At 49.9% G+C, this 22,237-nt stretch carries 22 protein-coding genes; 16 read left to right on the top strand and 6 right to left on the bottom strand.

Annotation, left to right across the window (positions count from 1 at the left end; genetic code table 11):
• The first annotated feature begins 38 nt into the window (after positions 1-38).
• From KJS65_RS18025 to KJS65_RS18010, 4 genes are all read left to right on the top strand, one after another.
• Complete coding sequence (locus KJS65_RS18025) at positions 39-416, top strand: CidA/LrgA family protein (RefSeq protein WP_136607765.1); 378 nt, start codon at positions 39-41, stop codon at positions 414-416.
• Positions 400-1,083, top strand: a complete 684-nt coding sequence (locus tag KJS65_RS18020) for an LrgB family protein (RefSeq protein WP_213651249.1) — start codon at positions 400-402, stop codon at positions 1,081-1,083. Before KJS65_RS18025 ends, KJS65_RS18020 begins: the two co-directional genes overlap by 17 nt.
• Positions 1,084-1,312: 229 nt before the next feature.
• Positions 1,313-2,635 carry an MFS transporter gene (locus KJS65_RS18015; RefSeq protein ID WP_213651248.1) on the top strand — a complete coding sequence of 441 codons (1,323 nt, stop codon included), beginning with the start codon at positions 1,313-1,315 and terminating at the stop codon, positions 2,633-2,635.
• Entirely contained in the window at positions 2,607-3,518 is a 912-nt protein-coding gene (locus tag KJS65_RS18010) for a polysaccharide deacetylase family protein (protein WP_213651247.1), read from the top strand. The genes KJS65_RS18015 and KJS65_RS18010 overlap by 29 nt, the downstream gene beginning before the upstream one ends.
• Positions 3,519-3,611: 93 nt before the next feature.
• Here the strand turns inward: KJS65_RS18010 and KJS65_RS18005 are convergent, their stop codons facing one another.
• The gene (locus KJS65_RS18005; RefSeq protein ID WP_244864614.1) at positions 3,612-5,003 is read right to left on the bottom strand and encodes a sensor histidine kinase; all 1,392 of its coding nucleotides are present in this window, start codon (positions 5,001-5,003) and stop codon (positions 3,612-3,614) included.
• Complete coding sequence (locus tag KJS65_RS18000; protein ID WP_213651246.1) at positions 4,963-5,697, bottom strand: response regulator transcription factor; 735 nt, start codon at positions 5,695-5,697, stop codon at positions 4,963-4,965. The genes KJS65_RS18005 and KJS65_RS18000 overlap by 41 nt, the downstream gene beginning before the upstream one ends.
• 63 nt (positions 5,698-5,760) lie before the next feature.
• Between KJS65_RS18000 and KJS65_RS17995 the strand changes: the two genes are divergently transcribed.
• Together KJS65_RS17995 and KJS65_RS17990 are read left to right on the top strand one after the other, a co-directional pair.
• Positions 5,761-6,054, top strand: coding sequence for a hypothetical protein (locus KJS65_RS17995; protein WP_213651245.1), 294 nt, complete (start codon positions 5,761-5,763; stop codon positions 6,052-6,054).
• A gap of 96 nt (positions 6,055-6,150) precedes the next feature.
• Entirely contained in the window at positions 6,151-6,951 is an 801-nt protein-coding gene (locus KJS65_RS17990; RefSeq protein WP_213651244.1) for a hypothetical protein, read from the top strand.
• A 131-nt stretch (positions 6,952-7,082) separates the two neighbouring features.
• Here KJS65_RS17990 and KJS65_RS17985 read toward each other — a convergent pair whose 3' ends face one another.
• Complete coding sequence (locus KJS65_RS17985) at positions 7,083-7,373, bottom strand: transporter (RefSeq protein ID WP_136607772.1); 291 nt, start codon at positions 7,371-7,373, stop codon at positions 7,083-7,085.
• A gap of 52 nt (positions 7,374-7,425) precedes the next feature.
• Complete coding sequence (locus KJS65_RS17980) at positions 7,426-7,743, bottom strand: hypothetical protein (RefSeq protein ID WP_136607773.1); 318 nt, start codon at positions 7,741-7,743, stop codon at positions 7,426-7,428.
• 199 nt (positions 7,744-7,942) lie between these two features.
• Between KJS65_RS17980 and KJS65_RS17975 the strand changes: the two genes are divergently transcribed.
• From KJS65_RS17975 to KJS65_RS17960, 4 genes are all read left to right on the top strand, one after another.
• Entirely contained in the window at positions 7,943-9,052 is a 1,110-nt protein-coding gene (locus KJS65_RS17975; RefSeq protein WP_213651243.1) for a threonine aldolase family protein, read from the top strand.
• Positions 9,045-9,680: a peptide-methionine (S)-S-oxide reductase MsrA gene (locus tag KJS65_RS17970; RefSeq protein ID WP_213651242.1), complete on the top strand. Its 636-nt coding sequence runs from the start codon at positions 9,045-9,047 to the stop codon at positions 9,678-9,680. The genes KJS65_RS17975 and KJS65_RS17970 overlap by 8 nt, the downstream gene beginning before the upstream one ends.
• 508 nt (positions 9,681-10,188) lie before the next feature.
• Positions 10,189-11,940: a fibronectin type III domain-containing protein gene (locus KJS65_RS17965; protein WP_213651241.1), complete on the top strand. Its 1,752-nt coding sequence runs from the start codon at positions 10,189-10,191 to the stop codon at positions 11,938-11,940.
• A 411-nt stretch (positions 11,941-12,351) separates the two neighbouring features.
• Positions 12,352-16,500 (top strand): glycosyl hydrolase family 18 protein, encoded by a 4,149-nt coding sequence (locus KJS65_RS17960; RefSeq protein WP_213651240.1) that lies wholly within the window; start codon positions 12,352-12,354, stop codon positions 16,498-16,500.
• A 91-nt stretch (positions 16,501-16,591) separates the two neighbouring features.
• On the opposite strand, the gene KJS65_RS17955 is transcribed toward KJS65_RS17960, so the two are convergent.
• Entirely contained in the window at positions 16,592-16,891 is a 300-nt protein-coding gene (locus tag KJS65_RS17955; protein ID WP_136607777.1) for an MGMT family protein, read from the bottom strand.
• 242 nt (positions 16,892-17,133) lie between these two features.
• Here KJS65_RS17955 and KJS65_RS17950 point away from each other — a divergent pair, with 242 nt between their 5' ends.
• The 3 genes from KJS65_RS17950 (at position 17,134) to KJS65_RS30100 (ending at position 19,542) form a co-directional block, all read left to right on the top strand.
• A complete protein-coding gene (locus KJS65_RS17950; RefSeq protein WP_213651239.1) occupies positions 17,134-18,726 on the top strand; it encodes an ATP-binding protein in 1,593 nt (530 codons plus the stop codon).
• 128 nt (positions 18,727-18,854) lie between these two features.
• Positions 18,855-19,298, top strand: a complete 444-nt coding sequence (locus tag KJS65_RS17945; RefSeq protein ID WP_213651238.1) for a hypothetical protein — start codon at positions 18,855-18,857, stop codon at positions 19,296-19,298.
• 121 nt (positions 19,299-19,419) lie between these two features.
• The gene (locus KJS65_RS30100; protein ID WP_280531335.1) at positions 19,420-19,542 is read left to right on the top strand and encodes a hypothetical protein; all 123 of its coding nucleotides are present in this window, start codon (positions 19,420-19,422) and stop codon (positions 19,540-19,542) included.
• A gap of 195 nt (positions 19,543-19,737) precedes the next feature.
• Here KJS65_RS30100 and KJS65_RS17940 read toward each other — a convergent pair whose 3' ends face one another.
• A complete protein-coding gene (locus KJS65_RS17940) occupies positions 19,738-20,547 on the bottom strand; it encodes an AraC family transcriptional regulator (protein WP_213651237.1) in 810 nt (269 codons plus the stop codon).
• 193 nt (positions 20,548-20,740) lie between these two features.
• On the opposite strand from KJS65_RS17940, the gene KJS65_RS17935 reads away from it, so the two are divergent.
• The 3 genes from KJS65_RS17935 to KJS65_RS17925 all read left to right on the top strand — a co-directional run bounded on the left by KJS65_RS17935 (position 20,741) and on the right by KJS65_RS17925 (position 22,192).
• Entirely contained in the window at positions 20,741-21,190 is a 450-nt protein-coding gene (locus KJS65_RS17935; RefSeq protein ID WP_213651236.1) for an SRPBCC domain-containing protein, read from the top strand.
• A 244-nt stretch (positions 21,191-21,434) separates the two neighbouring features.
• Positions 21,435-21,863, top strand: coding sequence for a hypothetical protein (locus KJS65_RS17930; RefSeq protein WP_213651235.1), 429 nt, complete (start codon positions 21,435-21,437; stop codon positions 21,861-21,863).
• Entirely contained in the window at positions 21,860-22,192 is a 333-nt protein-coding gene (locus KJS65_RS17925) for a hypothetical protein (RefSeq protein WP_213651234.1), read from the top strand. Before KJS65_RS17930 ends, KJS65_RS17925 begins: the two co-directional genes overlap by 4 nt.
• Positions 22,193-22,237: the final 45 nt, after the last annotated feature.

Below are 22,237 nucleotides of genomic sequence, written 5' to 3'. Positions count from 1 at the left end.
TAAACAAGACATCGAGCCGTTCACAAGGAGGGATTAAGATGATTGGATTTGCTATACTTGCCTTTTTTCAGCTGGCTGGTTGGCTCATTCAGCGTCTAACGGGCTTGCCGCTCCCCGCCAATGTGATCGGCTTGCTTTTATTTATTGTGGCTTTGTTTTTGAAGTGGGTGCCGCTCCATAAGGTGGAGGAAACGGCGTCGTTCTTGCTCAAATATATGAGTCTTTTTTTTGTGCCGGTGATCGTAGGCAGCCTTGCTTTCTTTCCTTATCTCCGCGAGCATTGGGCCGTAATCACGGGCAGTGGAGTTGTGAGCCTGCTTTTGCCTTTGCTTGTAACCGGCTGGATGGTGCAAAACCGCCTGCAAGCCCGAAAGGCCCGGCAGCAGAAGGAGGATGCTCATGTCCATCGCGGCTGATCCCTTATTCGGCATTGCTGTTACCGTCATTGTGTACGCACTGTTTTTATGGCTGCAATCCCGCCGTTCTTGGGTTCAGCCGCTGCTCATGACCAGCGCCATGATTATGATCATGCTTGTGGTGCTCAGGATTCCGGTATCCGATTACCAGAAGGGCGGCTCCTGGCTGAGCTTCCTGCTCGGTCCGGCGACGATCGCGCTAGGCGTGCCCATCTATAAAAATGCCGAGCGAATCCGCCGCAGCTGGCGTCCAATCCTGGGCGGCATTACCATTGGGGCTTTAAGCGGCCTGCTGAGCTCAGGGCTGATCGTGCTGTGGATGGGCGGAACGAGTGACATGGCCTGGACGCTTATGCCCAAGTCTGCGACAACGCCGATCTCGATGGAGGTATCGCGGCTTTATGGCGGCTATCCGGAGCTGACGGCGGTACTCACCGTCTTGACGGGTCTTGCGGGCAGCATTATGGGTCCGCCGCTGCTGCGGCTATGCGGCATCCGGGATGAGACGGCCATCGGCGTTGCCATCGGTACGACCTCTCATGGCATCGGCACGGCCCGCGTGCTCAAGGACTCGGAGTGGATGGGCGCTGTCAGCGGCTTTAGCATGGGGCTGACCGGCATCTGGGTGTCGGTGCTGGCCCTTCCGCTGCATTTACTGGGGTTTTGAGGAAAGTGGTAGATTACGAGAATAAGAAAGGGGCGGGGCCTACGGGCCACGTCCCTTTTTGTTAAAATCTTTTATATGTATTCTTAGAGAGATTTATAGTCACTTCTGTTCCGGTTACATGTTTTTCTAGTATATAAGTATTTCTATGACGGCTCCCACTTAAAGGTAAAATAACCCATGCGTTGAATATAATAGAACAAATGATATTCACGGTATGGGAGGAATGCGCATGCAGCGCAAATGGGTCAATTCACCGTACACCTTCGCTCTCGGTATGTTTGCCATGATGGTTCCGAGCCAGGCATTCAGCACGTTTTACAGCTTCTTTTACGTGGAAAAGTTGGGGCTTGGCATCGGGCTGGCAACACTGGCCCGCACGATCTTTCTTATCTGGGATGCCGTTAATAATCCGCTGTTTGGCCACTGGTCTGACCGCACCAATACCCGGCTCGGTCGGAGGAGACCGTGGATTTTCGGTGCTATGCCGCTGTTCATGCTGACATTTATTATGGTGTTCTCGCCTCCCGGAGGGTTATCACAGAACGGACTATTCGCCTGGTTTCTGACGGCTTTGATTTTGTTTGAGGCGGTATCTACGGTATTGTGGGTTAACTATGGAGCCTTGTTTCCTGAGCTGTATCAGGGTGATCGTCTCCGAGCCAAGGCATCGGCTATCCAGCAAAGCTATCAGGTGGTGGCGCTGCTAATCGGATCGGCGCTTACGCCGATTATTTTCAAGGCACTGAATTTCTCCAACATGTCCATCATTTACGCATTTGTTTTCGGGATTGCCATGCTCATCTGCATGCTTGGAGTTCGTGAGCGCAAGGAGCACAGCGTGGGAGAGCCATTAAAGCTGGGCGCCGCATTCAAGGAAACGCTGAAGAATAAAAAATTCTGGCTGTTTAATATCTCGAACTCATTCGCTCAGACGGTGAATGGGCTCGTCAGCTCCATAATCCCTTTTTATGCGAAGTATGTGCTGAAAATTGGCGAAGCGCAGGTCACGATTCTTATGGCGGCTGTGTTCGTATCGGTCATTCCGCTCGTTTTTGTCTGGTACTGGATCTGCCGCCGGATGGACGGGGTGAAGGTATGGCGGTTGTCGCTGGCTGTCTATGCGGTATCCGTTCTTCCGCTCTGGTTCGGCTTTAACCTGGTCAGCGGGGTGGCAGCCGGAATCGCTGTCGGTTTCGGACTTGCGGGCTTCCTGGTGACACCGGCGATGGTCAGCGGCAGAATCATTGATGAAGATGCAGAGAAAACGGGCCTGCGCAGAGAGGGTATATATACGGCCGTGGCCGGATTCATTACCCGTTCCAGCGGACTGATCTCGGCTCTCGCATTTCTGATTGTGGGTTTAATCTTTGGCTATGAAAGCGGTGAGAAGCCGGGAGCGAATCCCGAAATGACGTTCCGGGTGTTGATCAGTGTCGTGCCGTTCTGTCTGCTTCTCGTATCCATTGTGATTTCGCTGCTTACCCGATTTGAATTTACGACGCACCGTAGGGGGGACTTAACGCATGGGGAAGAAACTCATCATCAACTGTGACGATTTCGGACAAAGCCCTGCCTTGAACCAGGCGATCATGGCTCTTTTGGAAGAGGGAAAGGTATCTTCAGCCACAATTATGGCGGTTGCCCCCGGCTTTGAGGAGGCGGCAGCATGGACGGCCCGCCGGAAGCAGCCCAACATTGGGCTGCATCTGACGATGACCAGCGAATTTGAAGCGCTTCGTTGGCGCAGCCTGACGGGTGATCCGTCGCTGCATGACGACAGCGGCTATCAATACCGTACCGTGAGGGAATTTGAACAGAGTGCAGAGACGAAGGCTGCGATGAGAGAGATCGATGCCCAGTATGAGCGGGCACGGAAGGCAGGCATCGCCATTAGCCATGTCGACAATCATATGGGAAGCCTGTACGGGATGGAAACCGGACGGAGCCTGCTTCCACAGACGCTTTGGAAGGTATCGCGCTGGAAGCTGCCGATGCGCTTTTTCCGGCATATCTACAAGGAAGACCCGCTGCTGGGTTCACTGAGCGATATCGAGCGTCCGGTTGCCCGTGTGGTAGCCTTGGCGGATGCGCTTGGCGTGCCGATTCCCGATTATCTGCTGTCCCATCCCTTCGGCATAGAGGAAGGGGAGACTTATGACAGCTTTAAGCAGTCGATGATCGCCAAGCTGTACCATCTGCCGGACGGTGTCTGCGAGACTTACATCCATCCCGGTGTCGAGGATCCGTGGATGGAGGAGAACATTCCGAATTACGCCAAGCGGGTATGGGAATTCCGGCTCCCTTTTGACGAAGATTTCAGCTATGCTCTTCGCGATGCCGGTGTTGAATTGACGAACTACCGGTATGTACAGGAGCATTTAAAGCAGCCGCGTCTGCGTTCGGTGCTGCGACTTGTACAGGAGCTGCTGAAATAGGGGCTTACAGAATAAACAAAAAAAAGACCCTTCGAGGGTCTTTTTTTATCGGGAATTACTATACAGATTGTTTCTTCGGGAGGGGCAGTGCTGCTAAGTCCCCGGCACCGCAGGAAAATCCAGCGAAATCACCGCTCCACCTCCGCGTTTGTTGCCAGCCTGAATTAAGCCGCCGCTGCGCTCGACAATGGCGCGGGATATGGCGAGTCCGAGGCCGGATTCGCCGTCTTTTCCTTTGACAAAACGGTGGAAGAGATACGGGAGCAGAGTCTCTGATATGCCCGGCCCGTCATCACTTATCCGAATGACTATATGCTTGTTCTGGATCTCCGCATGGATATAAATATGATGCTTGGCGTAACGTACCGCATTGGAGACGACGTTCAGCAGCGCCTGCAGCAGCTTGTCGCGATCCGCGCGCAGCTTCACCAGCTCGATGTCCTCGTACATCGTATGCAGCGTGATTCCTTTTTTAACGAGAAGGGGATTCATGCGTTCCACCGTTTCCGTCAGCAGATCCTGGAGGCAAATTTCCTCGGCCTTGAACACATCCTCTTCACTGTCCAGCTTGGCGAGCAGCGTCATTTCGGTGACAAGCTTTTTGAGGCGTGCGCTTTCGCTCATGATGACATCTAGCCCCTTGCGGACGTTTTCCCCTTCAAAGACACCGTCGCGAATGCCTTCCGCATAACCGGAGATGGACATCAGCGGCGTTTTTAATTCATGCGATGCGTTTTGGAAAAATTGTTTTTGCACATGATTGAAGCGGTTCAACTCGCCGGCCATGTCAAATAGCGATTTGGCCACCGAGCCGATCTCGCCGCCGGCCTTCACGAAACTAACGTCAGCGAAGCGGCGTTCCTTCACTTTGTTCAGCTCATCCCGCAGCTGGATTAAAGGCTCAATGAACTTTTTTGTAATAAACAGGCTGAGGATAAGCATGACGAGCCCCGCTGTGCTGAAAATAATAAGCAGCCGTTTCAGCAGCGCCTGTTCAATAGTTTTGATTTTGCTTAAGGGCGTGTACAATGTTAATTTTCCCTGAGGCGTCACATTGTCGACTGTAATAAAGTCCTTGGCGGTGCCGTTCTGGATGCTTTGGAAAGTGGCCGTTTGCAGTTTAGCCATTTTGCCCGTGTCAACAGACGGGGACGATTCTATAGAATAAGGCGTTGACGGAGATACCGAGAGAATGCTGCCTGTTGAATCGGTCAGAATGGCGTTCACACTGAGATTCGAAGGTGTAATGGGTACTGCCAAAGCATAATCTTTGACCGCTACACTGTTCATCGCCGTGTATCCCTGCTGCATAGTGGCCGTCATTTCCGCGCTCATGGCTTTCAGGTCGTTTCTCTGCGCGCCGATTAGGTGATCGAGCAGCACGTAGTGAATGATGATCCCGGTAACGGAAAGCACCAATACCAGAGCAATGCCAAAGGCCAAATTAATCTGATGAACGAGCTTCATCGCTTCTGCCACCTCCATTATTTCTCATCCTGTAACCATGTCCCCACACCGCTTCAAGCGGCAGATGCCCGATTTTTTTGCGCATCCGCTTAATCAAGTGGTCCACCGCACGGTCACTGCCAAAATAATCATCTCCCCAGACATAGGTGAGCAGTTCGTCTCTCGTAAAAGCGCGGTTAGGATTTTCGGCAAAAACCTGCAGCATCGTGAACTCCTTACTGGTGAGATCCACTTCTTCGCCCTGCCAGAACACGCGGCGTTCCTCCGGCAGCAGCTGCAGCCGGCCGATCTCGATTGACACAGGCGATGCTGCGACTGCATGTCCTTCCGTGCCGTTCATTTTATACCAGCGCTGAAGCTGTCTTTTAATGCGGGCCACAAGCTCGCGCGGGCTGAACGGCTTCACCAGATAGTCGTCGCTCCCGAGTTCCAGCCCAAGGATTTTATCCACCTCATTGTCTCTGGCAGAAATCATGATGATCGGTACTTCCGCCTCGCTCCGGATTCGCCGGCAAAGTTCGTATCCATCCATGCCGGGCAGCATAATATCCAGCACCCACATGTCGGGGGGACTGTTCCTCCACAGTTCCCAGGCTTCTTCTGCGCTGCCAAGTCCAACCGTGCGGTAATTTTCTTTTTGCAAAAAGGCTTCCACCAGATTGCGTATATTCAAATCATCGTCCACGACGGCAATGAGATAATTGTTATTCATTGATATATCCTCCAAGCGGAATTTCTCTTATAAGTATACCAATGGGAAGGCGGCGGAGGGAAAATGCCATCGTTTTTCCACAAATCCACCAATAGCCTGCCACATCCGCTCACTACACTGGAACTTGCAAGCACCCTTGTACATGAAGAATGCCGGCAGGGTGATCGGTCCGCCGACGCAAAGGAGTGGAAGAAGATGGCCAAGGAAACAACATGTTCAGATAAGAAGCCGCATACCGTCCTCAAGAAAGTCTTCCGGATCACAGGGTTGATGGTACTGTGCTGGTGTGTTTTATTCGCCTGCTCCGAGGCCGCTGTTCTGGCATATGACGCGATTGTGAAACGGTTAGTCGAGTAGGTCTTTGCCATCCATTTTCCACAAATTGACCCATGTTATGCCACATCTAATTCGTACACTGGGACTTGCTAGACCAATCCAAAGGAGTGTTGAACCATGAACGTACAAAACATACTTAAAAGAACCGCTTTATCCGCATTGATGTTTTCCGCTGTTGCAGCTCCGGCTGTAACTAACGCGGACAGCAGCTCGAAGGCCGAGACATCTGCTGTAAATACACTGGCAGCGATCGTCGTCCCCGCCAAGGATAGCAATAACGTGCAGGGAATTATGATCACGAAGATTTCCGATCCGCTGGCTCTTGCCCAAAAGTATGCGCCGGAAACGGCGGAGGATTGGAAGAAGACGCTGGAACAATTCAGAAAAACCTTCGCTTCGGAAATGACAAAGGATATCGTTGTCAGTAAAGCGGAAAGCCTGAAGGATGCCTCTGGAGAACAAACAGGCCAACTGTCCTTCTCTACCGCAGCTGTGAAGACCATTCCAGCAGAAAAGCTTACCTTTAATGCGGAAAAGATAAAGGATATCACTGGAGAAAAAACAGGCGAATATGCAGTGGCTGTTCCTACCACAGGAGAGAAAACGACTCCTGCCGAGAAGCTGACCATTAGCATGGCTACGGTAAAGGATATTGCGGGAGTGAAGACAGACCGCTATGAGATGGCTATTCCGGCAGCAAGTCTGACGGATTCGAAAAATAAGACAGAACAGGCTTCGATCGCTGTATCCATCTCCTCCACGGAGGCAAAAGAAGCTGATACACCATTCGCAAAAGCTTGGGCTGCTTTGTCTGATGCCGAAGAATCCAACAATGCAGACGCCATTAAGAAAGCACTGGCTGAGCTGCTGGAGCAGTACAAGCAGCAAATCGCTGAGAAGGAAGCAGCTGCCAAGTAAGCTTCCCGCCTTTTAGACTAGATAGAAACGTATGCCGTAACGAGACATGATCAAGGAGATCGTAAAAGCCCCTGCCGCTGTTTAAACAGCGGAGCAGGGGCTTTTGTGTACGTATTTCAGAATCGCCTTGGCTAGAAGCATGTAAACGACTGGATTTGTCTTAAATCTACTCCGGAATACATCCAGAAGAAGCCGTTCCACCTGAATCCTGCGACGGAAGTCCGTCCAACAAAGACCGGATAGAACCAGAAGCCGCTGCCGCCAACCAGCCAAACGTAGGTATTGCGGAACAAGCAGCCGGAAATCGCTCCGGGATCAACAGCGAATGTAGAGGCGGCAGGCATCGGGGGTGTGAATTGCGGTGGTGGGGAAGCGGGTGCCTGCTGCTGTCCTTGTGGACCAAAAGGGGGCATAAAAGCCATTTTATAACACTCCTTATTCATGGCATATGAAAATGTTCAGTCATTTAATGGATTAGGCCAGCAGGGTAATGACAAGCAATTCATACAGAACCAAAGGCAATATGACATTGTTGAAAAACGGGGGACGACCAAAGCTGCGCTGTCCGTTCTGCTGCGGCATTTGCATTTGGATGTAAAGAATTCCTTTGTTGCAGTTAACGATCGTTCCTTCAAAAACATCGCCATCCAACGTTTCAACTCGGACATGCTGATTGACATGTTTCTTGCACATATGGCTGAAATGGTCGCGGACTGATGTAAGGGTATGGTGCATAGTCGGCTCAGCTTGATACAAGGTTTGCTGTTGATAGCCAGGATATTGCAGACTCATATTTAAGACCTCCGTTTAGGGTTATAGCATGATCCATCGTATGCGGCTGCCTATATGGAGGTGCCTATATGAGTGCCTGCAGCTTTAACATAATCAAGGTTTGCGTACAGGCAAGGAGCTGACATAAATATGATTTTTCTTCATGATGCGAATTTAGTATGCTAGAGGTGTAGAGTTTACCAAAGGGGGACAAGCGGTCATGAGCGGCAAAACATTAATTGAGGCATTTGAGCAGACGGCTTACCCGCTGGGAGGCAATGGTCCGCGGGATATTCAGGTTCTGAAGGAGGCTTTTGAAGCGGTTCAGGGAAGCCTGAGCAGCGATATGTACGGAAACGGCAAGGTCATTGAAGATTTTCAGAACAAAATGGCATCGGTTTTGGGCAAAGAATCGGCGGTATTCTTTCCAAGCGGTACGATGGCGCAGCAGATTGCGCTAAGAATCTGGTGCGACGAGAAGGGATTGAAGCGTGTCGCCTATCACCCGCTATGTCATCTGGAGATTCACGAGCAGGACGGCATGAAGGAGCTTCATCACATCGAGCCGATTTTGCTGGCGGACAAAGACCGGCTGATCAGCCTTACGGATGTGCAGCAGCTTGGCAAGGAAATTTCCTGCCTGCTTCTGGAGCTTCCACAACGAGAGATCGGCGGCCAACTGCCGGAGTTTGAGGAACTTGAATCGATTTCCGCCTATTGCCGGGAAAAAGGGATCAAGCTGCATTTGGACGGAGCCAGATTATTCGAGATCACGCCGTATTACGGGAAATCCGCTGCGGAAATATGCGCGTTGTTTGACAGCGTGTATGTATCCTTTTACAAGGGGATCGGTGGGATCGCAGGAGCTATTCTGGCCGGAGCCGCCGATTTTACGGAGCAGTCGAAGGTATGGAAAAGACGCCACGGCGGCGATCTGATCAGCTTGTATCCGTATATTATCAGCTCGGAATATTACTTCGACCAGCGGATCGGCAAAATGGCGCAGTATTATGAGGATGCAAAGGAACTTGCGGCTTTCTATAATGAGTGCGCGGGTATTTTCACCAGACCCGAGGTACCGGTGTCGAATATGTTCCATGTTTACTTCGAGCTTCCGGAAGAGAAAATGGTTCCGATTCTCACCTCTGTGTTCGAAACGACCGGAGTCGGATTAACGGCTTGGCTGCGCAATACCGATGAAGGCACTTGCCTTTTCGAGATCAGCATCGGTGACCGCTACGCGAACGTGCCGAAGGACAAAGTCCGGGAAGCGTTCCGCTTGCTGGGGGAGAAGATGGAGGAAGCTGCTAAATCATACGACAATGAATAAAATTCAGATGCAGACGGCAGTACTCGGAATGGGCTGTTTTTGGAGTCCGGAGGCACTATTTGGCTCTATGCCTGGGGTCATCCGCACGCGAACGGGGTATGCGGGAGGGACTCTCGCCGAACCGACCTATCGTCATATGGGCGATCATACAGAAACGGTGGAGCTTGATTTTGACCCTGAGCTTCTGTCATACGGGGAGATTTTGCGTGTATTCTGGGATAATCATAGCCCGCTAAATATCAATGACTATAAAGGGCGGCAGTACCAATCCATGCTGCTTTACCGCAGCCCGGAGCAGAAGAATGCTATTGACCGGGTACTGGAAGAACGGCGTGAATCCGGCCAGGGTGAACCGGCGACGGAAATCCATCCTTTTACCGTATTTTATCCCGCAGAAGAGAAGCACCAAAAGTATTATCTTAAGCGCCATCCGGATGCGGTGGAAAAGCTGCCTTCATGGTACTCCTCCATCCCGGACATGGACGGGTCTACTCTGGGGGCGCGGCTCAACGGACTTGCGAAGGGATTTACCAATAGGTCGTCGATTATAGAGGAAGTGGAAGACTGGCAATTGCCAGAGTCTGAGCGGAAGCGCATCATTGAATTGTTAAAAGTGATTCGCTGGTAATGTCCATGCTTCCACGAACATATCCGACTTTTTGAAAAGCAGTGCCAATATAGAAAAAAAGGCCCCGATTCCTAAACAGGAAGGGGCTTCTTTTTTTGTTTTTTCAAAATCGTTGATTTTTATTATTAAAATTGCAACTATCGGTCTATATCCCGACAAATAACATTTAATTACAATTAGTATAAGTTATGGTTATTCATGACATGAGCAGATGGAAAGTTAATATTAAACCTCCCATGAAGTAAGGAAGGACAAGCTGGTTACGCATAAACTGCAAGCGTTTTCAAAGTTTGAATTCTCCCGGAGTGTAACTGTATCGTTACGCGATCTGTCCTTGCAAATGAGACTATTGTTTCTTCTTATGCCATTGCATAGTTGCCATATGATGCACCGCGGGCGTTGACATGACCAAGGCGTGAAACAGCGCGAAGGGGGTGGATGCAGAAGCAAAGCGGAAGGCATGAAAAGCTGGATTGAATCATGATTTCATTTATGAGGAGGAGATTTCATGAGAAAAGCTTCATTATCAAAAGGCAGATCATTTACCCGTTTTCTGCCACTGGTCATTATAATGGCTTTGTTCATCGGGCTGCTGCCGTCGATAGCATCTGCTGCGGACCGCGGAGCCTGGGCTCCGAATGTCGCATACGCGGCGAATGACACCGTGACCTATGGAGGCAGCACTTATAAGGTGGTTCAGCCACATACCTCTTTGACCGGCTGGGAACCGCCAAATGTACCCGCGCTGTGGCAGCTCGTTCCTGGAGGCGGAGGCGACCAGCAGGCTCCATCAGCTCCGGCTAACCTGAGATCGACCGCTGTTACTTCTTCCACTATTTCACTGGCCTGGAATGCTTCAACGGATAATGTTGGTGTGACGGGCTATGACGTATACCAGGGCAGCTCGCTTGTAGGCAGCGTGTCTGGAAATACGCTGGCATTTATCCATACCAGCTTAACGGCGGATACGACTTACTCCTATACCGTAAAGGCTAAAGATGCAGCTGGCAATGTATCTGCAGCGAGCGGCGTCCTCAGCGTAAAAACCAGCGCGAGCGGCGGCGGAACGGATACACAGGCACCAACGATGCCAACGAATCTGGCTGTAACCAGCGTTACGACCTCGAGCGTTTCCCTCTCGTGGGCAGCCTCCACTGATAATGTTGGTGTAACTGGCTATAATGTCTACCAAGGGACAACGCAGGTCATGACCGTTACGGGAACAACAGCTACGGTTACGGGACTTGCAGCGGGAACGGCTTATACCTTCAAGGTAGCTGCCAAGGATGCTGCCGGCAACATGTCTCCTCAAAGCGCTTCTGTTACAGGCACAACCCAAAGTACAGGCGGCGGGGGAGGCCAGCTTCCGAAGCATGTTCTTACCGGTTATTGGCATAACTTCATCAATGGCTCCTCCAATCTGAAACTAAGTGATGTACCAAGTCAATATGATTTCATCGTACTGGCTTTTGCCGACATGGATCCTGCCAAGCCGGGGGGCGTAACGTTTAACGTGGATTCCTCACTCTCGAGTGCGCTTGGCGGCTATACGAACGCTAATCTGATCAGCGATATTCAGGCCAAGCATGCTCAAGGCAAGAAGGTCATCATTTCCGTAGGCGGTGAAAAAGGCAATGTCAACCTAGGCAGTGCTTCACCAAACGTAGCGAACTTCGTGGACAGTATGTACAGCATCATCACGACATATGGTCTCGATGGTATTGATATCGATCTGGAGAACGGAATGAATGTGGCTAACCTCACCAATGCCGTCAAGCAGCTGCAGCAGCGAGTGGGCTCCGGCTTTATTCTGACTATGGCTCCGCAAACCATCGATATGCAGAGTTCAAGCACATCCTATATGCAGCTATATAATAACCTCAAGGATATTACGACGGTTATTAACGTTCAGTACTATAATTCCGGCTGCATGCTGGGACGTGACGGCAAATGTTACTCCCAGGGAACAGTCGATTTCTTGACTGCGCTGTCCGACCTGTCACTGCAGTGGGTTGCACCTTCACAGCTGGGCATCGGCGTGCCTGCAGTATCCGGCGCAGCTGGGGGTGGCTATGTATCTCCATCCGTCGTCAATAATGCCCTTAGCTGTCTCGCGAATGGAACGAGCTGCGGCAGCTACAAGCCTGTTGCCAAATACCCGGATATCCGCGGTGCCATGACATGGTCGATTAACTGGGATAAGACCAGCAATTACAGCTTTGCTAATACCGTCAAACCATTCCTCGTAAGCCTGCCTTAAAGACAATAACCCGCAGCCTTCGGACTTTTTGTCTGAGGGCTTTTTCATGTTTTCTTCGAAAAGATACAAATCAATGAAATAAGATACTTATCCTGAAAGCGATTTTCGTGAGCGGAAAGGGATGCTATGCTGATATTGCTGGACCGACAGATGGTTGACCCCTTTCATTCCCCTTGGTTATTACTCTTCCTTGTTTTTATATACACAAAATGGCTTGCCCTGCAGGAGCTTATCTTCAAATTCATATTCGTCCTTCCTGATCAGTCAGAATCACAAAGGTCATTAAGTCTGGTCCTTCAAGGCCGGGTTTAATAGCAATGCATACGCCAATAAGCATCAGAAAATTGGAGGTGTACAGTCGTTTCCTGTAGGTTGGCGCATTGCATCAAATCTGATAGATTGGGGTGTGTTATGAAAGCGCTTCATAAAAAGATGAAATGGAAGTGGTTTATTTACTTCGTTTGCGCAGCCATCATAGCATCTTCATATGCTTTTGCCGGACAGGTTTCAGCTCGTTCCTCCGATATTCGGGGACACTGGGCGGAGCAGCTTCTCACGGGCTGGCAGGATCAAGGGCTTCTTAAGGGATATCCTGACGGCTCGATGAAGCCGGATCAGGCACTGACCAGGGCTGAGCTGATGGCACTGATCAACAGGTACTTTCATTTTACTGCCGAAAAGGCGGTAACATTCCCGGATCTGAAGACCGGACAATGGCAATATGCAGAAGCTGCAAGGGCCCTGCAGGCAGGTTATATTGCAGGTGATCAGGATGGTATGATCCATCCTGATCAGATTGTCTCCAGAGAAGAGGCCGCTGTGATGCTGGCCAAGGTTCTGAAAGCAGGAGCGGTTAATGATTCTGAACTGCTTAAGCCGTTCAAGGATTCCGCTAATGTCTCGGCTTGGAGCCGGCAAGCTCTTGCCTATTTGATACAGCAGGGCAAGCTTGGCGGTTACGAGGATAGCACACTCCGTCCGAAGTCTCCTCTTACGCGGGCTGAGGGCGCGGCATTGATCAGCCGCCTGCCGGTAACACCGGCGGGAGTTTCCTACGATAAGGCGGGCACCTATGGACCGGCCTCAGGTACAGAAACGATCAGCGGAAACGTTGTTGTTTCTGCTTCGGGGATTATCCTTCAAAATCTGGTGATCCAAGGGAACCTTATTCTGGAGAAGGGAATTAGCTCCGGAAAAGTGATTTTGAAAAATGTAAAGGTGGAAGGAATGCTCACCGTTAGATCTTCGGGAGTAGAGCTCGAAATCAGCGGCAGCTCACTCGGTTCTGTCGTGTTCGATGGCCAGGGCAATACCCTGCAGCTTAGCAGCGATGCAAGCATATCTAACCTGGTACTGAATACGCTGACAAAGGTCTTGGGAAGCGGTAAAATCCAAAAAGCTACCATCAATGAAGGAGCAAAAGGCTCCTCATTCCAGACGGCTCCGCTTAGCGTGGATGGACCTCAGGCCGGTTCGGTCACACCAGGCACTCCTGGCAGCAGTGCAGGATCGGGCAGCAGCTCCGGTGGAAGCAGCTCGGGTGGCGGTTCGGGCTCCGGCGGAGGCAATGATAGCACCGTGCCGCAGGCTCCCATCGTAACGGGCGTGGCAAACGGCGCGACATATCACTCAGGCGTGCTTCCGAATTGGAGCGATGCCGCGGGAACGACCAGCAGTGCGACACTGAATGGAGCCGCTTATGTAAAGGGCACAGGCATTATTGAGGCTGGTAAGTACACACTGATTGTCACGGCCGTCCACAAGACGAGCGGCAAGAAGGCGAGCACAACCGTCAACTTTACGATGGACCCACAGAAGAAGTTGATCGGCTATGTAGCGGGCTGGAGCAATTGGTCGGACGCTCGCCCGGTGGATGCTTCCAAGCTGACCCATATCAACTATGCGTTCACCCACATCAAGGACAACAAGATCATTCCGATCGCAGGTCAGAATGATGATGATAACTACGCGTATCTCAGCAGCTTGAAATCCCAAAACCCGAATTTGAAAATATTGAACTCGGTCGGCGGCTGGGCTGCAGACGGATTTTCGGACGCGGCGTTCACGGAAGAATCACGCCTCGTGTTTGCGGACAGCATCATCGATTATGTGAAGAAATACAATCTGGATGGGATTGACCTGGATTGGGAGTACCCTACCCAGCCGGCAGGCGAAACAAAAGCAAGACCTGAAGACAAAGAAAACTTTACCTTGGTGCTGAAGCTGATCCGCGAGAAGCTGAATACGCTAGGCCTGGAAAACAACAAATACTATGAGCTGACGATCGCGGCCGGAGCCGGATGGAGCTATCTGGATGGCGTGGAGATCGACAAAATTACCCCGCTGCTCGATAACATCAACGTGATGACCTATGACTTTGCAGGCGGCTGGGTAACGAATACGGCGCATCATACCCATCTGTACGGAAAGAACATCAGCACCGATTTATGCGTGCAGGTATTGCTGCAAAGCAAGGTTCCCGCACATAAAATCGTCATCGGTGCGGCCTTCTATAGCCATAAATGGACGGATGTGGAGGCTGGTGAGGGGACAGCTGTTGGAAGGAAAGCGACGGGAAGCGGCGACACGCCAACCTATACGGACATTTTGGCGAACTACAACGCAGATAGCTCATTTGTCCGTACTTGGGATGAGGATGCGAAGGCGCCTTACCTCTTCGACGGCAGCACGTTCATTTCCTATGACGATCCGGAATCCTTGGCAGCAAAGGCCAAATACGTATTGGATAAGAAGCTGGGCGGGGCCATGTTCTGGGAGTACAGCCAGGATGCATCGGGAAGCCTGCTTACCGCTCTGGCAGACGGACTCAAGGGCCTGCCTTATAACGAGGAACTGGACGCTGTTCCGGCCTTGCCTCAGATTTCGGTGCAGGAAGACGAGGAATACGAAATTGGCTTTATACCGGATTGGAGTGATGTCCCGGGAACGGCCAGCACGGCCCAGCTAAACGGCAGGCCATATGTGAAGGGAAAGGCGATTAAGGGACCGGGAAAATATGTGCTTACTTTAACTACGGTTCATGGCAAGAGCTTGAAAACGGCAACGACCCATATTCCGTTTGGCATTAAAGGACCGAAAACCATCGCCTACGTTCCGGGCTGGGTCGATTGGTCGGATGCCAAACCGATTGACGCATCCAAGCTGACCCATATCAATTATGCGTTTACCCATGTCAAAGACAACAAAATCATTCCAATGGACCAGAATGATGATGCCAACTATGCCTACCTGCAAAACCTCAGATCGCAAAATCCGCACCTGAAAATTTTGAACTCGGTTGGCGGCTGGGGAGCGGACGGCTTCTCCGATGCCGCATTTACGGAGGAAAGCCGCGAGGTATTCACGAACAGCATCATCGATTACGTGAAAAAGCATGATTTGGACGGCATCGACTTGGATTGGGAGTATCCTTCCCAAAGCGCAGACGGCGTCATGAAGGCGAGACCGGAGGACAAACAGAACTTCTCGCTTCTGCTGAAGCTGATGCGGGAAAAGCTGAATCAGCTGGGCGCCGAACAGCATCGCTATTACGAGCTGACGATTGCCGCCGGCGCGACGCAGACGTATTTGAACGGGGTCGAAATCGAAGAAGTAATCAAATACGTCGACAACATCAATTTAATGACCTACGATTTCGCCGGAGGATGGAGCGCGAAGACGGAGCATCATACGAACCTGTACGGCGGAAGCATCAGCGTCGATTCCTCGGTGCAGCTGTATTTGAATCATCACGTTCCTGCCGATCAAATCGTGATCGGAGCGGCCTTCTATGGCCATAAATGGACGGATGTAAAAGCCTCCAACCCGGATGGGCTTGGACAGGAGGCGAAAGGCACTCCGGAAACGCCGACCTATAATGACATCATTGCGCAATACGGACCGGAGCAAGGCTTTACCCGGTATTGGGATGATACCGCCAAAGCCCCATACCTGTTCGGTGGCAGTGTCTTTATTTCCTATGACGACGAGCAGTCCGTAGCGGAAAAGGCGAAGTACGTGCTGGATCAGAGGCTGGGGGGCGCCATGTTCTGGGAATACAGCCAGGACGCGTCGGGCGATCTGCTTGCGGCTATGGCGAACGGGTTGAAGGGAATCGCTTTTATGGCTCCCAAGCATGAAGAGTCGCAAGCCATACCGGCTGCGCCGGTAATCAGCGGCGTAAAGGACGGGGAAGAGTACGCTCCAGGCCTTGTATTGGACTGGGAAGATACAGCTGATACGATAAGCAGTGCTCAATTAAATGGAGCGGAATACATGAAGGGAACGCCGATCACGGCGCCGGGCGAATACACATTGGCTGTCACTGCGGTTCATGCCAAGAGCAAAAAATCTGCCACCACAACGATTCATTTTACGATCAAGGAAGCCGGGCAAACGGTGAATTCGCCGGAGCCTACCAATGATCCGGCGAATTCACCGAATGAAGAGTCTCCACCTCAAGAGGAGAACGTTCCACCTGCAGAAACCGCACCAGGGGAAGGAGCGCCTGAAGGAGCAGATCCATATGGGGATGCTCCGCGAGAAACAGAATCAAACTGATGGCGTAAAGTAAAGAAGACGTGCAGATACGATATGTATCTGCACGTCTATTCTGTTTCTATGCAGGACTCCTGGCCAATGTCCTGCCGAACTACATTCCATATACCGACAGGTCGATCCGGCCGTCGCGGATGAATTCCACACCCTCGTCCTCCAGGAGGGATTGCTGCATAAAACGTGACTCATCGTCCGTGAGGGCAATTTCTCCTTTGGCATTCACCACCCGGTGCCAGGGCAGCTGGTATTTGCCGCTCATGGAATGAAGGATTCTGACGACCTGTCTTGCGGCGCGCGGGCTTCCGGCGGCGGCAGCAATGCCGCCGTAGGTCATGACTTTTCCGGCAGGAATGGCCTTGATTTGTTCAATGACTAACATGGTAAATGGCTGCATTGCTTCTCCTTTATACCAGGGCACTAGGGCCCTGCAAAGTCTCTGTTTTTTGTTATCGACAGTGTATCATAGAAATGCTTTCTGAGCGTTATTTTATCCCGGCAAAACGTTATAGTGAAGGATTGGCAATAGGGTGGTATTATAAGGGGGACTCCATAAACTTTAACCGCTTGTATTTTTGGAAACTTTTATAATAAATATCTATGAATGATTAAGTATAGTAGAAAAACGAGGTATTTAGCATGGGAGGACCATTATCTAAAATAGATACTGCAGATGCCATTGCGGTGTCCAAACAGTATTGCAGGCAGATGGGGATTAAACCGGACGAGCTTCCCGCGTTTACACGGCGGTACAGTCATGCGGAGCTGGCGGCGAAGTTGGTGAAATACCAGGAGTATACTGAAGTCATCCACTTTTTTATCAGCAAATTTCTATCCTCCATTTCGGGCAGTCCGATTATGATTGCCATTACCGATGACCGGGGGTATATGTTGGAGTTCGCGGGCGATCCGACCATCATCGAGACAGTCAGGCATTTAGGAATCGAGGAAGGCATTCAGTTCAATAAAGATGCGGGTACGAATTCCATTGACCTGTGCCTGTCACATCAACGGCCTTTCCAGCTTATAGGAGAGGATCATTACCATGTTATTCATCACGGCCTTGCCTGCTATACGGCTGGATTTCACAACGATAAAGGCACCGTGCTGGGGACTATCTCGCTGATGACGGATATCCATTTTGCCCATCCCCATTTGCTTGCCTTGCTGTGTACAATGGCCGATTCCGTGGAACGGGAACTGCTCCTGCGTAGACAAAACACCCAGCTGCAGATTCTGAACCAGTTCCTGCTGGATACGAATTTTTACGGGGTCGTGATTACAGACGGCACAGGCAGTATTCTGGAGATGAACGAACGGTGCCGCTCCATGCTGCAGCTTGGTAATCCGGATGTATTTAAGGATAAATCTGTGTTTGATATCGGCTTGATCAGCAGCTATTTTCATCGGGTCATGAAACGGTTTGAGGATTGCACCGGCGTGGAGCTGAGCGTCAATTTACAAGACGGGGAACATCATTATATGCTCGATGTGCTGCCGGTCTATGATAACGCGCATTCCATTGTCCGTGTGGTAGGAAGCCTTCGTGACATAACCGAGATGAAGATAACGGAGGAAATCCTGCGCAATACCGAGAAGCTGGTTTTCGCCGGGCAGATTGCAGTCGGTATTGCTCATGAAATCCGTAATCCGCTTACAACCGTTAAAGGAATGCTGCAATTATCAGGCAAAAATACATGTCTAAGGCATTATGATTTGATTATGTCGGAGCTGGATCGGATGAACCTGATTGTCAGCGAATTTTTGATCCTGGGCAAGCCGCAGGCTGTTCATTTCCGGCAAGAGCGCTGTATGCCAGTTATGCAAGAAGTGCTGCATTTGTTTGAAATCCAGGCAGCATTGAACAGCATTACGCTGAGCTGCACGACTGACGCGGATCATCTTATCCGCTGTGACCGGAATCAGATAAAACAGGTATTCATGAATATTTTGAAAAATGCTGTGGAGGCTTTGCCTTTTGGCGGTTCCGTCCATATTTTGCTCGATACCGAGGGGACTTACCAGCGCATCCGAATTTCTGATAACGGAGTGGGAATGACCGACGAGGTGCTGCAGCGGATCGGAGAGCCATTCCATACAACCAAAGCCGAAGGCAACGGCCTTGGCATGATGATAGTGAAAAGAATCATTGAAGCTCACAAAGGACGGCTGCTCATCACAAGCAAAATGAACGAAGGCACAACGGTGGACATTTACCTGCCCATCAGATAAGCCCGATCTGTGAATAGAATTTCAAAAAAAGGGGCAATCCAAAAGGTCCAATGAACCTTCGGTAGCCCCTTTTTCTTTTGAAAATCTGGGTTACACACAACTTTGACTGTCAAAAAAGGAGGCATTTCATGAGGAAAAGTAGTATCTATATTATAGCTGCTGTAATTATCATCGTTATTGTTGGGTTAGTAATATTTAATTCTTATAGTAAGAACACTACATTTAATGATGTTGTACTTGAAAAGATAAATACTGATCAAATTAGCTCCCTGGAGATATTAAAGAGTTCAAACGATGAGAAGAAAACAATAACAGATAAAAGTGAAATTAATAAGATAATGAACTCATTATCAGTAATAAAATTGAGAGAAGGATCGTACTCAATTGATTCAACAGAGCCATATTATATTACCATAAAAACCAATAATCTAAGAAGATTCGGAATGACACTTTACGATAAAAACTATCTGAAAATTTTCGATTATGATCCAGAGATTCCAAAGAACTCGACTAAGTCTTATAAAATATCTAATGAGTTTGATCCAGCCATTATTCGGAGTTTATTTATGTAGGAATTTATATGATTATGGCTTGGGGTTTCGCTCGTGTTATTGCTATCGCTGCCTCTTTTTTGGACATTCATATTAGCTGGATTGATTTCCGTTAGCTCCATGAGCCGGAAGGGGATAAGTTATGCTGAAACGAAACAGCAAGCTCGACGTTCCTCTAAGCTGTTTTGCTTTTATTGCGGGTATGCTCTGTTTTCTGTTCGTCTTTGTAATTCCGCTTCAGATTCCGCCGGAGCGCTTTCCATAAAGTGATTTTGTGCTCGTGCTGCTGACGGTGGCCTCATTTTCTATTGCGCTCTCGGGTTTGATCAGAAGGCCGGAAAAGACATGGATGCTGCGAGTCGCGCTGGTATTATCCCTGTCGCGGCCCCTTTTTTGGCTTTTGGTGGTAATGTGGCTGCTAGGAGTGGCTTTTGGGTTTTTATCTTGACTGCATAGCCGCTCAGCTCTCCTGGACCCACCTCCGGTATTCTTCCGGCGTGCTGCCGACCACAGCTTTAAAGTCTTTAATAAAATGGGGCTGATCGTGGTAGCCGAGCTCCATGGATAGACGGGCCAAATCAACCGGCAGGCGGCAGTCCATCGTCTCAGCTGCATTTTGCAGACGATATAGTCGAATCACCCATTTTGGACTGATGCCAACATATTGGTCGAACAGACGCTGAAGCTTTCGGATATGGATGTCAAAATGCTCGCACACCCGATCAACCTTCGAAATTTCGCGTTCACTGGCAATGTAATCAATAATCCGATTTACAGACAGGACCTGTTCATCCCGTGGCGGCAGCCTGGACTCTAAAAGCTTGTCCATGGCGGCGACCATATCCTCTTCGGCTGGCATCGAGAGTATAGCTTCCTCAAGTCCCGGACCGTCGAGATCAAGTATGCTTTGCACTTCCAGCGGATGATCCAGCAATGTGGAGATGGGTTGATTCAGGAATGGATAGAAGCCGCCGGGCTTGAATTTCACGCCAAACACGATTCCCTTTCCATGGATCGGATAAGAGAACTTCCGGGTGGAGGGGCCGAAAATAAAAGTTTTATGCGGCTCGACAACCAGATTGACGCAAGGATTGGGAACAACATGTTGAAGATAGGGCTCTTCATCGGTACAATCCCAGCTGACAATCCAATAGTGCTTAACGAAGAAGCTTAACGCTTCCGAGGCGGCATGACGGGACAGCTTGAATTTCTTCTCACCGCCCTGCAGGTTCATGACGCCCATGTTGGGTCGTGGTAATCCGGCAGGCATGTATCTCAACCCCTTTTACACTTTTTAATAGCTCCATTGAAAGTTTTTTTATGGAACGGGTGTTCCTGTCGTGTTTTTACAATACATATATTATCACCGAAGGTATCATTAGTTTAGCATAAAATTCCAAGGCATAAGACAAGCGCGAAAAGTAAAAATCCAACAATAATACACAAAGGGAGCGTGCAAAACCATGAGCTTGAAATATGAGTTTTATATCGGTGCTGAACCACAGAAGGTATGGGAACTGCTGGTAGCACCGGAAGGTACGAAGAAGACCTTTTTCAATTGCGTGCTTCAATCGAGCTTTAAGGCAGGGGAGCCTTTTGCCTATGTAGGACCGGGAAATGATGGGGATGAAACGGTGCATGTATACGGTGACATCCTGGCGTATGAGCCACGCAAAGTGCTGAGCTACCTCGAGCACCCGGGGCCATCCTACCACACCAATCATCAGGAGTTGACTTCGCGGGTTACGTTTACGCTGGATACGGTTGGAAAATGTACGAAACTAACACTCGTGAATGATGAGTGGTCGGACAACCATCCTTCATTTCAAAATGCCGAGGGGCATTGGTGGATGATCCTGAGCAACATCAAGACGGTGGCGGAAACAGGAAATACGCTGGATTTCGGCTGGTAAAAATCAATTTCTGAAGCTTCGACAAGAGTGGCTGCGTCTGCAGCCGCTCTTTTTGCCATGCATTTCTTTTTTTTGCGATGTATTTCTTTTCGGCGTGAACATCAAATAATTCGCAAGTTGCAGCGAATCCATGCATAAAATAGCAGAACTAAGAATCCTGCTGAATTGCCATCATATTTTCACTTTTTGAATTCACCATTCCACTTGGCATTACATATTAGAAAGTATATGGGGGAATCGAATTATGCATTGGACTGATTTCCTGGTGATCATCGCGTCAGGTTCGTTCGGCGGCCTCCTGTCTAGTTTGTATATCCATGACGGATCTCTTATACTGCCTAAAATTATTGAATTGGAACTAAGTGACGGATCCAGAAGGAAAAACTATCATATCGGTTTTCTTTCGGATATCATTCTCGGGGCTGGCGCGGGACTCATTTCGGTACTACCAATTGGACTAGAGTTCCCAAAATATATTTATGTAGCGATTATCGCAGGCTTTGGAGGCGGCAGCTTCATAGCCAAACAAGCCAAGCTCACTGCGGAAGAGAAAGTATCGTCGCAGGATAAGCTGCCGACAATCATTGCCTCCAGCGTACCAGACTCGGATGATCCCGAAGAGGTGACATTTGAACTCGCAATTTCAGACCGTAAAGGAGAGAAGCAGACATGACCCTTGGAAAGATTACGCTAACGAATGACGAAATCAATGAATATAACAGGCTGAAGCAAATGATCAGAGAAGCAAGAACAAGACTGGAAATATCGTTGTACACGAAACGGGCGGAGGAAATCCTGGATAAAGGCCGTCTGCGTTATGTTAACAAATTGGAGAGTAGCAATAAGCCGCAAATCAAAGGTATACAGGAAAAGAGCAAACCAAAGGAAAAGAAACTGAAGCTGTCAGCCTATGCGGTGGCAAGCCATAGTCACACGCTCCCGCAGCATACCAAACGTTCCCCGATCGTCACCAAATTAGCGAAATCAAATTCGGGCCGGTAACGTCGTCGATACACATTTTCTGTTTTGAAAAAAGGCCGGGCTTGT

Origin of the sequence: Paenibacillus sp. J23TS9 (assembly GCF_018403225.1) — a bacterium.
Classification (GTDB): Bacteria; Bacillota; Bacilli; order Paenibacillales; family Paenibacillaceae; genus Paenibacillus_AQ.
The sequence above is the reverse complement of the archived record's forward strand: the minus strand, read 5'-3'. Positions and strand labels throughout refer to the sequence as shown.

What these genes read in the sequence shown, in the direction of transcription:
- KJS65_RS17955 (WP_136607777.1), bottom strand. Translation starts at nt 16,891, where the DNA reads ATGCAGCCATTTACCATGTTAGTCATTGAACAAATCAAGGCCATTCCT.
- KJS65_RS18010 (WP_213651247.1), top strand. Translation starts at nt 2,607, where the DNA reads ATGGGGAAGAAACTCATCATCAACTGTGACGATTTCGGACAAAGCCCT.
- KJS65_RS18025 (WP_136607765.1), top strand. Translation starts at nt 39, where the DNA reads ATGATTGGATTTGCTATACTTGCCTTTTTTCAGCTGGCTGGTTGGCTC.
- KJS65_RS17950 (WP_213651239.1), top strand. Translation starts at nt 17,134, where the DNA reads ATGGGAGGACCATTATCTAAAATAGATACTGCAGATGCCATTGCGGTG.
- KJS65_RS17925 (WP_213651234.1), top strand. Translation starts at nt 21,860, where the DNA reads ATGACCCTTGGAAAGATTACGCTAACGAATGACGAAATCAATGAATAT.
- KJS65_RS17990 (WP_213651244.1), top strand. Translation starts at nt 6,151, where the DNA reads ATGAACGTACAAAACATACTTAAAAGAACCGCTTTATCCGCATTGATG.
- KJS65_RS18020 (WP_213651249.1), top strand. Translation starts at nt 400, where the DNA reads ATGTCCATCGCGGCTGATCCCTTATTCGGCATTGCTGTTACCGTCATT.
- KJS65_RS18005 (WP_244864614.1), bottom strand. Translation starts at nt 5,003, where the DNA reads ATGGAGGTGGCAGAAGCGATGAAGCTCGTTCATCAGATTAATTTGGCC.
- KJS65_RS17970 (WP_213651242.1), top strand. Translation starts at nt 9,045, where the DNA reads ATGAATAAAATTCAGATGCAGACGGCAGTACTCGGAATGGGCTGTTTT.
- KJS65_RS17935 (WP_213651236.1), top strand. Translation starts at nt 20,741, where the DNA reads ATGAGCTTGAAATATGAGTTTTATATCGGTGCTGAACCACAGAAGGTA.
- KJS65_RS17980 (WP_136607773.1), bottom strand. Translation starts at nt 7,743, where the DNA reads ATGAGTCTGCAATATCCTGGCTATCAACAGCAAACCTTGTATCAAGCT.
- KJS65_RS18015 (WP_213651248.1), top strand. Translation starts at nt 1,313, where the DNA reads ATGCAGCGCAAATGGGTCAATTCACCGTACACCTTCGCTCTCGGTATG.
- KJS65_RS17965 (WP_213651241.1), top strand. Translation starts at nt 10,189, where the DNA reads ATGAGAAAAGCTTCATTATCAAAAGGCAGATCATTTACCCGTTTTCTG.
- KJS65_RS18000 (WP_213651246.1), bottom strand. Translation starts at nt 5,697, where the DNA reads ATGAATAACAATTATCTCATTGCCGTCGTGGACGATGATTTGAATATA.
- KJS65_RS17940 (WP_213651237.1), bottom strand. Translation starts at nt 20,547, where the DNA reads ATGCCTGCCGGATTACCACGACCCAACATGGGCGTCATGAACCTGCAG.
- KJS65_RS30100 (WP_280531335.1), top strand. Translation starts at nt 19,420, where the DNA reads ATGCTGAAACGAAACAGCAAGCTCGACGTTCCTCTAAGCTGTTTTGCT.
- KJS65_RS17960 (WP_213651240.1), top strand. Translation starts at nt 12,352, where the DNA reads ATGAAAGCGCTTCATAAAAAGATGAAATGGAAGTGGTTTATTTACTTC.
- KJS65_RS17945 (WP_213651238.1), top strand. Translation starts at nt 18,855, where the DNA reads ATGAGGAAAAGTAGTATCTATATTATAGCTGCTGTAATTATCATCGTT.
- KJS65_RS17985 (WP_136607772.1), bottom strand. Translation starts at nt 7,373, where the DNA reads ATGGCTTTTATGCCCCCTTTTGGTCCACAAGGACAGCAGCAGGCACCC.
- KJS65_RS17930 (WP_213651235.1), top strand. Translation starts at nt 21,435, where the DNA reads ATGCATTGGACTGATTTCCTGGTGATCATCGCGTCAGGTTCGTTCGGC.
- KJS65_RS17975 (WP_213651243.1), top strand. Translation starts at nt 7,943, where the DNA reads ATGAGCGGCAAAACATTAATTGAGGCATTTGAGCAGACGGCTTACCCG.
- KJS65_RS17995 (WP_213651245.1), top strand. Translation starts at nt 5,761, where the DNA reads ATGCCATCGTTTTTCCACAAATCCACCAATAGCCTGCCACATCCGCTC.